The sequence below is a fragment of the Streptomyces sp. P17 genome, assembly GCF_032436805.1.
Classification (GTDB): domain Bacteria; phylum Actinomycetota; class Actinomycetes; order Streptomycetales; family Streptomycetaceae; genus Streptomyces.
This window is the reverse complement of the sequence record NZ_JAVRBF010000020.1, coordinates 107,056-116,837: the sequence shown is the minus strand read 5'-3', so window position 1 is coordinate 116,837 and position 9,782 is coordinate 107,056. Positions and strand designations below refer to the sequence as shown.

At 69.6% G+C, this 9,782-nt stretch carries 10 protein-coding genes and 1 pseudogene; 2 read left to right on the top strand and 9 right to left on the bottom strand.

Annotated elements, in window-relative coordinates; all coding sequences use genetic code 11:
* Window positions 1-221: 221 nt before the first annotated feature.
* Genes RMT89_RS15635 through RMT89_RS15620 form a run of 4 tightly spaced genes read right to left on the bottom strand, consistent with a single transcriptional unit; the run spans window position 222 to window position 2,798 of the window.
* On the bottom strand, window positions 222-536 hold the full coding sequence (locus tag RMT89_RS15635; protein ID WP_315884359.1) for a hypothetical protein: 315 nt from the start codon (window positions 534-536) through the stop codon (window positions 222-224).
* Window positions 537-563: 27 nt separating this feature from the next.
* Entirely contained in the window at window positions 564-857 is a 294-nt protein-coding gene (locus RMT89_RS15630) for a hypothetical protein (RefSeq protein ID WP_315884358.1), read from the bottom strand.
* Window positions 806-2,590 (bottom strand): hypothetical protein, encoded by a 1,785-nt coding sequence (locus RMT89_RS15625; RefSeq protein WP_315884357.1) that lies wholly within the window; start codon window positions 2,588-2,590, stop codon window positions 806-808. The genes RMT89_RS15630 and RMT89_RS15625 overlap by 52 nt, the downstream gene beginning before the upstream one ends.
* A 34-nt stretch (window positions 2,591-2,624) precedes the next feature.
* Window positions 2,625-2,798: a hypothetical protein gene (locus RMT89_RS15620; protein WP_315884368.1), complete on the bottom strand. Its 174-nt coding sequence runs from the start codon at window positions 2,796-2,798 to the stop codon at window positions 2,625-2,627.
* Between the two features lie 819 nt (window positions 2,799-3,617).
* On the opposite strand from RMT89_RS15620, the gene RMT89_RS15615 reads away from it, so the two are divergent.
* On the top strand, window positions 3,618-4,568 hold the full coding sequence (locus RMT89_RS15615; RefSeq protein WP_315884356.1) for a cation diffusion facilitator family transporter: 951 nt from the start codon (window positions 3,618-3,620) through the stop codon (window positions 4,566-4,568).
* A gap of 163 nt (window positions 4,569-4,731) precedes the next feature.
* On the opposite strand, the gene RMT89_RS15610 is transcribed toward RMT89_RS15615, so the two are convergent.
* The 5 genes from RMT89_RS15610 to RMT89_RS15590 form a co-directional block, all read right to left on the bottom strand.
* Window positions 4,732-5,157, bottom strand: a complete 426-nt coding sequence (locus RMT89_RS15610; protein ID WP_315884355.1) for a universal stress protein — start codon at window positions 5,155-5,157, stop codon at window positions 4,732-4,734.
* A 193-nt stretch (window positions 5,158-5,350) separates the two neighbouring features.
* Entirely contained in the window at window positions 5,351-6,805 is a 1,455-nt protein-coding gene (locus tag RMT89_RS15605) for a SulP family inorganic anion transporter (RefSeq protein ID WP_315884354.1), read from the bottom strand.
* Window positions 6,806-6,853: 48 nt separating this feature from the next.
* Window positions 6,854-7,450, bottom strand: coding sequence for a carbonic anhydrase (locus RMT89_RS15600; RefSeq protein WP_315884353.1), 597 nt, complete (start codon window positions 7,448-7,450; stop codon window positions 6,854-6,856).
* Between the two features lie 998 nt (window positions 7,451-8,448).
* Window positions 8,449-8,619 (bottom strand): hypothetical protein, encoded by a 171-nt coding sequence (locus RMT89_RS15595; RefSeq protein ID WP_315884352.1) that lies wholly within the window; start codon window positions 8,617-8,619, stop codon window positions 8,449-8,451.
* An 83-nt stretch (window positions 8,620-8,702) separates the two neighbouring features.
* Complete coding sequence (locus RMT89_RS15590) at window positions 8,703-9,122, bottom strand: hypothetical protein (RefSeq protein WP_315884351.1); 420 nt, start codon at window positions 9,120-9,122, stop codon at window positions 8,703-8,705.
* Between the two features lie 385 nt (window positions 9,123-9,507).
* Here RMT89_RS15590 and RMT89_RS15585 point away from each other — a divergent pair.
* A pseudogene (locus RMT89_RS15585) lies at window positions 9,508-9,660 on the top strand (transposase); the annotation flags it as partial.
* Window positions 9,661-9,782: the final 122 nt, after the last annotated feature.

Sequence of the window (9,782 nt, the reverse complement as noted above, 5' to 3'; positions counted from 1 at the left end):
TGGAAATCAACCTGTCCTGACCAGCGCCAGCCCGACAGACGTCACTCAGACCAGTGACGTGCGGAGGATGGGGCTAGGGGCTGCGTCATTCGCCCTCGCCGGCCCGGGATGCGAGGTGCAAGGTGAGTTCCGCGCTGGCCAGCATCCGGGTGATCTCGATCGGGAGACTGCCGAATTCCTTGCTCACCACCTCGAAGGGGTCGACCCGACGGGTCTGTCCGTCACGCCCGGTCGATGACAAAGCGGTATCCGCGCGGCGCTGCAGGATCGTCCGCAACACTCCATCTAGCACCGTGCTTCTGAATGAGGTAATCGGCAACATAGGACATCAGGTCGGCGTGCAGCGTAATCCAGTCGGACTGCTCGAATTCATCCAGCGGGGCACGTGAAACGTAATCCTGGAGGGCCGGAATAAGACTCATCGGGTCACGAGTGTAGACGTCAGATGGCACCCCGAGCATGTCTGCCATGCCGATGATGTTCCGACGTTCCCCTTCGATCCATTCTTGCAGGTCCGATGTACTTACCGCCGCCACGTCTTGCACCTTCCGTGGTATTTCTAGTTATTTGGGAGCCGGTCCATATTCGATGAATATGATACGGGCCTGGATGAGATAGTTCCTCAGGGCCTGCGAGGGAGGCGCGTGCAGGAAGACCCATCGCGGATCGTACGTGGGATCCTGGCGTCGCAGCGTAAGGTCCTTGTTGATTTGCTCGATGATGCCGTCATTCAAGGGAACTTCGCCCTTCACGGGGCGCGTGCTGCCATCGCTGAGTTTGATCGTCCGCCATTCAAGGTAGTGCTTTACCTCCACGGCCAGCGTACGGCCGTCCGGCATATCAACCGGGACGTCCACGTTGCGCCCCCCTGTCCCTTGCACAGGGTAGTAGGGGTGGTCGTGGGACGGAACACGGTAATGCCGCTCAGGTGCGCCGCCGGAACATAGTCCTCGGCACCCTTGTACCGGTCCCTGCTGTGGTTCATGGCCCGCATCTCGCGCAGGGTACGACGCGCTGTGCCGGGGAGAAGTTCGCCCTGCGTGGGGCCGCCGTCGCCAGCGGAGCTGCTATGCGGGTGTGTTGCGGAGGGCGTCGTGCCCTCGCCGTCGGCAGCGTCTGGGGCATCGTGCCCCTGGTGCGGTTCCTGAGTATCCGCACCAGCTTCGTGATCGTGGGACGAAGAGTGGGGACTGCCGGTTTCAGATCCTCCTGCCCCAGCGGCGCGCTCTGGTCTCTGCCCATCGCGGCCGACTGAGGAGGTGTCGCCCGAGCCAGTACGACCACGACCGTTGCTCGCCGTGTCGTGGCCGGGTGCGGGTGTGCCAGCACCACCTGCGTGTGTAGCTCCAGTTCTGCCAGCCGCTGGCCCTGTACTGCGAGTCGTGTCGCTACTGCCGTGCCCCGAGGAAGCCTCATGGCTGGCCTGGGGCGCGAGGCGGTCACCGGCACCAGCAGCGGCCTCCGGGGCACGTGATGTCGCGCTGACCCCAGCAAGTTCCCGCTCCCGCACTGGCGTCGGGTCCGATGTTGCCTCCGCGGCGGCGGATCGTTCCTGCTTCGGCACGTCGCTGACGACGTTGCCGTGTTTGTCGTGGGGGATGAACCTGCCGTCCTCGATGACGAGTCTGGAACCATCGGAGAGTTCCAGGACGCTGTGCGGAGCGCGCAGGTCGGGGGTGTTGTTCACGCCGCGCAGGTTCTCCGTGACCTGGGCGATAGTGGGTATAGCGTGGCCCGTCACCTTGACCGCGGCGCCGACCGGGTCGATCACGTCGCCGACCTTCGCAACCGTGGTGGCGACCTTGGCGGCGGTGCCCGCCTTGCCGGCGGATGCGATCTTGAGCGGGCCGGCGCCCAGGGTGAGGCCGTTGAAGACGACGGTGGCGGCGGCGCGGGCCGGGTTTTCCTTCCACATGTCCCAGGCGACGAAGGACTTGCCGAACTCCTTGGCGTACGCCTTGCTTTCCTGGGCGAAGTCGGTCGCGAAGACACCGGTCGGCTCCTTGCCGCCGGACTCCATGAGGTAGGTCTCGGCCCCGACGATCGCCCGCACCACGCCTTCCCATGCCTGTCCTGCTTCGTCCGAGCCATGGACGCCGACCAGGGTCGCGAGGCCGTCGATGGTGCCCCAGACGTTGTCGACGATGAACCCGTCCCAGAAGAAGCTCTTGGCGTAGTAGCCGAGGTCGTCCGGGTCCCACCAGTCGTGTGACTGGTTAACCGGCGTACCCCACGGGAGTTCCTTGGCCTGGTCCAGTACCTCGGCGCTGTAGCCGTAGAGCTCCGCGTCGAGCGGTCTGAACTGCTTGGCGCCGGTGTTCATGACGTACTGGGTGCCGCCCACCAGTGCCGTGATCTTGTTGTTGCAGGCGATCTCGGCCGACGTGAACGCCGCCTGCGCGGCGTTCACGTCGTGCATCAGCGCCTGATGCTCTTGGACCTTGTCCGCGTCATCGGTCCAGTTCTCGTCGAACTCCCCGCTGGGCGTCTTGAGTCCCGCCACGAACGCGGTGGCCTTGCTCTGCAGGTGCTCCAACCGCTTGATGATCGGAGCGACTTCGGCCGCGTACGTCGACAGGGCGTCTGCCACCGTGGCGACCTTGTCCGCGAAGCGGTCCGCGCCATCACGTGCCGGTGCGGTGGAAGCGAACAGCTTCTCCGCCTCCGGTGTTGAACTTCCCCTCCAACGGCTCCGCCGCCTGGATCAGCCACTTGATCAGCGTGCCCAGGTCCTCGCTGGACCCGACGGTGCTCTTCCCGAGATCGGACAGGGTCGTCGACCCCATGTCGAACTTCATCAACCCACCCCCGTGAGCGTGTTACATACCGGCGCTGCGCGATCACTGCAGGGTACTCATGCGTCATGTACGACTACAGCCCGTCGAACATCCTCTCGCACCACGCGTTGCTGACGCAATGTCAAACAGGCCGAAGTGGCGTGATCCAGGGGGTGAGCAGCGGCGCCGCCCGAGGCGAGCCGAACCCGCCCAACGACCCGCTCTGCGCGCGCTGATGGAGGCCAACGGACCTTGTGTTGGCCGTCCGAGCACGTCAAGGGGTGGCTGCGCCGTCAGTTCCCCGGTTGCGCGTATCTTGGGCGAAGTGGTCTTGGCGCACCCGCCGTTGATCTCGGTTTCCCCATCTGCACGGGTTCGGCATCCAACAGGAGGCGTTCGCTGTGCCGTTACGCTTTCGCGGGTGCCGTTGACCTTCTGCGGACTGGGCTGGAAATGGCCTGCTGGTCTCTTCGCCCGACGAGGCTGCCGGGTGTCATCCGCCAAGAATGCGAAGGTTGTGGAGCACGCGGCGATCCCCGCCGGGATCGTCGGCCAGCGCGACCGTCGCCTTCGGTCACGGCTTCCCTTCGGGGCGAGCAGAGGCCAAAGCTGGACGCCGTGTAACTGTCACAAACGACCGTTCGCCGACGCTTCCGGAGACGGTGGCGCGGGGGGCCTGGCTGGTTCAGGCTGGGAGGAGCGGAGGTTACTGTCTTTGCGGTGCGGTCCGGTTTGGACGGGCCGGCGGATCTTGTGGTTGCATTGCGTCGAGCGGGCCGTCGCCCAGCGGGTTTCGGTACTGGATCGACTCGGCTGGCAGCGGGGAAGGGCTCGACGATCATGGCGCACGATCACGCAGGGGACTCCTCCGCACCTGGCATACCCGGCGGTGACGGGCATGCGCACGGGCCGCGGATCGGCAGCGCGGGCGGACGCCACCAGAAGCCGCTGGCCATCGCGTTCGCGCTGACCGCGACGTATGCGCTGGTGGAGGTCGTCGGGGGCGTCGTCACCGGCTCCCTCGCGCTGATCAGCGACGCGGCGCACATGGGCACCGACGTGCTGGGGCTGGGGCTCGCCCTGGCCGCCATCAAGCTGGCCAAGCGTCCGGCGGCGGGTCAGCGCACCTACGGCACCTACCGGCTGGAGGTGCTGGCCGCGGTCATCAACGGTCTGCTGCTGTTCGGTGTCGCCTTCTACGTGCTCTACGAGGCGGTGCAACGCTTCCGGGACCCGCCGGAGGTCCTCGGGGTGCCGATGCTGGTGGTCGCCGTGGTCGGCCTCCTCGTCAACGTCGTCTCCTTCCGGCTGCTCACCGCCGGCGCCAAGGAGAGCCTCAACCTCAAGGGCGCCTACCTGGAGGTGCTCGCCGACATGCTCGGCTCGGTCGGGGTCATCATCGGCGCGATCGTGATCACGGTCACCGGTTTCCGGTACATCGACGCCATCGTCGCGGCGGCCATCGGGCTGTTCATCCTGCCGCGGACCTGGCAGCTCATGCGCCAGGCCCTGCGCATCCTCATGGAGGTGGCGCCTCCCGGCATCGATGTGGAGGCAGCCGCCCGGGAGCTGGCCGCGGTCCCCGGGGTGCGCGAGGTGCACGATCTGCACATCTGGACGCTCACCAGCGGCATGGAGGCGGCCACCGCGCACGTGGTGATCAGGGACGGCGCCGACTGGCACGCCGTGCTGGACCGCACCCGGCAGATCCTCGCCGAGGGATACGGCGTCACCCACCCCACGATCCAGATCGAGCCCGCCGAGCACGTCGAGGAGCCGCCGGGCTTCTGACGCCCCTTGCGGGCAGTGGCCGCGAACCGTCCCGCATGCCCGCCCGGCCGCACAGGCCCCTGTGCGCGTACAGGGTCAGCACATCAACTCGTACACCGACATCGGCGGGAGCTCCGGGGCCAGCCTGTTCGGGGCGGCTCACCGGGTGCCGGGGCGGGCGCGGTCAGGGGTGGACGATGACGATGGGGCAGGGGGCGTGCTGGGCGCACTGATGGCTGACCGAGCCCAGAAGCAGGCTGGCGAAGCCGCCTCGGCCGCGGGAGCCGACGACGAGGAGGTCGGCGTCTTGGGCGGCCTCGATCAGTGCGGGGGCGGGCGGGCCCTCGACGACGCGGCGTTCGACGTCGGCGGCCTCGATGCCCGCGGTGTGCCCGAGGGCGGCTTGGAGGGTCTGCTCGGCCGCCCGTTGGAGCGGTTCGCGGATCGCTGCTTCGGTGGCGAGGCGGGCGATCTCGCTGCCGTGATAGGGGGAGGTCCAGGCGTGGACGACCCGCCGTGTCGCGGCGCGCAGGCGGGCCTCGTCGACGGCCCAGCGCAGGGCCTTGAGCGAGGCCGGCGAGCCGTCGACACCCACGACGATGACGGCCATGGGCGCCTCCCTTCTCGGCGGGGACACATCGAGCGAGCCCGCTTCCCCGGCTCCGTGAGATCCCCGGGCCGGTGGCGGGGCTGGAGTCGATTGTCTCTCAATGTGACCGTCGCGGTCCTGCGGTGGCACCGCCGCACCCGAGGTGGGGTGCGGCGGCGCCACCGGTGGTGCAGGAGGCCCGGGGCCCGGCGTGTCAGGGCAGGGCCGGGGACATCCGTACCGGCTCGGTGCCCTCGGCGTTGTGCCGTTCGGCCCAGGTGATCAGGGCGGTGCGGCAGGCGTGGTCGAGGTGGTGCAGCCCGGACAGGTCCAGCTCGACGGGCCGGTCCTTGGGCAGTGCTTCCAGCTCGTCCAGTATTTTCGGCAGGCGCAGGAAGGTCGCGTGGCCCGACAGGTACGCCTGGACGGGGCCGGCGCCCTTGTCTATCACCTCCAGCTTGATGTGCGAGGTCTGCCAGGCAGTCTTGACCACGGCCAGGAAGAGGCCGATGAGGACGCCCTCGAACATGCTGACCGTGACGATGGCCACGGCGGTCGCCGCGAGGATCAGGGCCTCCCCGCGGTGGCCGCGCCACAGCGCGGGGAACTGCTTGACGGGCAGGAGTTTGACACCGGCGTGGACCAGGACGCCGGCGAGCGCGGCGATGGGGATGAGTGCGAGGACGGCCGGCAGCAGGGCGGCGAACAGCAGCAGCCACAGCCCGTGCAGGACCCGGGAGGCCTTGGTCTTGGCGCCGGCCTGGACGTTGGTGGCGCTGCGGACGATGACCGCGGTCATCGGCAGGGCGCCGAGGGCGCCGCAGACGATGTTGCCCGCGCCCTGGGCCATCAGTTCCTTGTCGTAGTCGGTGCGCGGGCCCTCGTGCATGCGGTCGACGGCTGCCGCGCTGAACAGCGACTCGGCGGAGGCGATGAGGGTGAAGGCGAGCACGGTGCCGAGCACGCCGGGGCCGAGCCCGCCGAGCACGTCGGTTCCGGGCGGCTGGATCGAGTCGATCAGACCGCGGACCTCGACCGTCTTCACCGACAGGTTCAGCAGCCAGGTCGCGCCGGTGGCCAGGGCCACGGCCACCAGCGCGCCAGGCACCACCCGCACCTTGGCGGGCAGGCGCTGCCACAGCAGCATCACCGCGATGGTGCCCGCCCCGATGGCGAAGGAGGGCCACATCGTGGCGGAGGTGAAGAGGTCACCGGCCAGGCCGGGCAGGCCGGCGATTTTGCCGATGCCCGATGCGGGGGCTGCCACGCCGGCCATGGCGTACAGCTGACCGGCGATGATGACCAGGCCGATGCCGGCGAGCATGCCCTCCACCACGGCGATGGAGATGCCGCGGAACCAGCGCCCGCACTTCAGGGCGCCCAGCACCAGCTGGAGCAGGCCCGCGGCCAGGACGATCACACCCAGGGCGGGCAGTCCGTAGGTCTGGACGGCTTCGTAGACGAGGACGGTCAATCCGGCGGCGGGGCCGCTGACCTGGAGGCTGCTGCCCGGCAGCAGGCCAGTGAGCAGGCCGCCGACGATGCCGGTGACCAGGCCGAGTTCGGCCGGCGCGCCGGAGGCGACGGCGACGCCCACACACAGCGGGACGGCGACGAGGAAGACGACGAGGGACGCGGCGACGTCACGCCGCAGAATGTCGGGATTCATGGGGGTCCTTGGCGAGGTGGGGGGCCAGGGTTCGGGTCGTGCGGGGGGTCACAACGGCAGGAAGGCGTTGTCCTGCGGCCGGTGCTCGCACACCAGCCCGGTGTGGATTTCGTAGAACCAGCCGTGCAGCCGCAGCCGCCCCTCGGCCAGCCGGCGGGCGATGCCCGGATAGCCGCGCAGCCGCTCCAGCTGCTCCAGGACGTGGCGCTGCACCGGGCCGGCGAGTTCTGCGGCAGGCTCCTCACCGGTGCTGCTGTCCTGCAGGGACGGGGAGGCCGCGTGGGCCAGCCAGCCCTTCACGGCGGGGACGGCCGTGAGGTCGTCGCCGCGTACCACAGCGCCGACCGCCCCGCAGTGGGAGTGGCCGCACACCACGATGTCGGCGACCTGGAGGACCTCCACGGCGTACTCGATGGTGGCCGCCTCACCGGACGGGCGCTCCAGACGGTAGGGGGGAACGATGTTGCCCGCGGTGCGCATCTCGAACAGCTCGCCCGGCCGGGCGCCGGTGATCAGGGAGGGGACGACGCGTGAGTCGGAGCAGGTGATGAACAGGGCCTGCGGCTGCTGGCCGGCGGCCAGCGGGCCGAGTTCCCCGGCGGCCCGGTGGTGGAAGGAACGGGCGTGGTCGATCAGGGATCGCATGTCAGGTACCTCCTGCGCCCCCGGCGGGGCGCGTCGATGTGATGGATGGGGATGATGCGGCCCTGGAGCCAAACGGCGGGCAGCCTGAAGCCGCCCGGCGCGGGTGGGCGAAGGGGACGCCGCACCGCCTTGCAGGGCTCGCAGAAAAAGGGTTGGGATGGTGAGGCGGGTCCCGTTCCTCACACCTCGGACGGCCCGACCGCACGGTCAGTGGCGGACACGCCCGGCCGTCGCGGGTGACGATTCACCTGCGGGCACGCGGGCACGCCTCACAGCCGCTTGACAATCAGCGGCACGCCAGGAGCGGACACGACTCCCGCACGAGCGGGGCGTGGAACGGGGCCTGACTGTCAGCAGCGGAAGACCTGCAACAGGGCAGGTGAAACGGGCGGCGGCTGTCCGACCGGCTCATACGGCACCCGCCGGCAGGGCCGGCAGTCGCACGGCGCGGCCGACGCACACCCCGCCGTGGGACCAGCCGACTCGGAAGGATCGGCCGGGGGGCTGTTCTCCCGGACTCGCGCCCAGTGCCCGGCAGCCTCCTCCGGCCGGAAGGAGCCCTCGCACAGCTGCACTTCGAAAACGGCCGCAGCTCCGCGGCCCTGAGCCGCACGTTGATCTGAAGGCGCCGCGGCAGCGGCATGGGAGAAGAACAGCACCGCCAGGACAGCGCTCAGCAGCGCCGCGACAGCGCGCACCGCATACCTGCTCCCTGACACTCCCTGCCCTCCCTTCCGGCGCGACCCATCACTCAGCGGCTCGGTCGAAGATCCTCGCACAGCCGTCGACCAGTCCGACGATCCACTGTCGGCAACAGTTCCAGCCCGGATGTAAACAGCGCGTTACGAGCAGACGGCGGGCGGCGGGAGCCGACCGAAACCGGCCAGCCTCCCGCGACCAGCCAATCCCCCGCCTGCGCCAGGCGAAGACGGTGGGCGAGCCGCCCGCCGGCGGCCCGCCCAGGCCCGCACCGGCCACCAACCGATGCCACCTGCTGCTCAGGCCGCGGGGGCGCAGTATTCGCAGCGGGTCTCCTCCCGCGCGGCCTGCTGCTCGGGGGCCGGTGTGACGGGCTTTTCGGTGGGCCGGGGTTCGCGGGCCTCGGAGGCGGTGCGCAGGGCGGTCGCGCGCACCAGGGCGGCGATGACGGCGTAGGGGTCGCTGGGCATGGTTCTCCTGCTGAATGTGGTGGGGAGGGTGACCGGGCTGCGGGGCCGGCCCCTGGCGGTGCGCGTGGGGCGGCCCGGCCCGGTCAGCAGCGCAGGATCTGCCGCGAAACGGCCGGAAGGCCCCCGTCCGGGACCGAGCCGAGCTCCGGAGAGCGTGTGGGGCCGGCCGCGTCGAGCGGCGGCAGCGCCGGCGCGCCGGGGGAGGCCGCCGGTTGCGGCGTCGCGGAGTGCGTCGCCCGCGGGGCTGGGGCGCTCTCGCAGACCCGGGCGGCCGGGTCGTGTTCGGGGTGCTGCCCGCCCGACGGGGCCATCGCGACGGCCGGCGGGCAGCGGTCGGCCGTGGCGCCGCGACGGCCGTGCGGGCATCCCGGATCTTCCACGGCCAGGTGGGTGCCGACCGGGGTGAGCAGGGCGTGCAGCAGCGCGAGGGCGGCCAGGGCGAGGACGACGAACGCGACACGCGCCAGCCCAGACCGGGTGCGGGGGCGGGAGGTCGTCGGCATCGCGCTCTCCTCCCGCCCTGGTACACACGGCTCTCCCGCCATGGTCACCGCTGCCGACGGCGGACACGAGCCGCGCCACCCGATCGAGTGACGTGTGTCACCTGGCGGAGGGATGCATGATTGCCGCAGGTGGTGCTGGTAACGGTGACCATTGCAGGCTTTTGAGGTTTGGCCGTTCCTGACGTGCGGTCGGCCGGTTACGGGTGCGGACGCTTGCCTGTCATGCGCGGCCCTGAAACGCGGCGCCAATCTCACGAATGAACCCTTTGCCGGAGCAAGATCAAGAATGGGCCGCCAGGACCTCGTTGATCTTGGATGGATTCTCAGAACCTGTTCTCACGCAAAGAGGCGAGTCGCCCCCTTCCGAGAAATGTTTACCGCCCGCCCCGCCGGTGTGCCCCAACCCGCCCGGCCCGGGCCCGGACGCCCACCCGGCTCGAAGAACCGCAGGCCAGCCCCGCGCCACGAACCCGGGAAGACCGTGAAACGAGTCGAAACCCTCACCGAGCATGTCCGCTTGAAACAGCAGCGAGGTTAAAGATCAAGCTTAGTGGTGGAAGCCGCATGAACGGCCTGCGGACGCAGATCTCGACATGCAACAGTCGCGGCATGCGCAGCGCGGACCCAGTGATGGAGGGGGGCGTCCCGGCACAGTCCGGG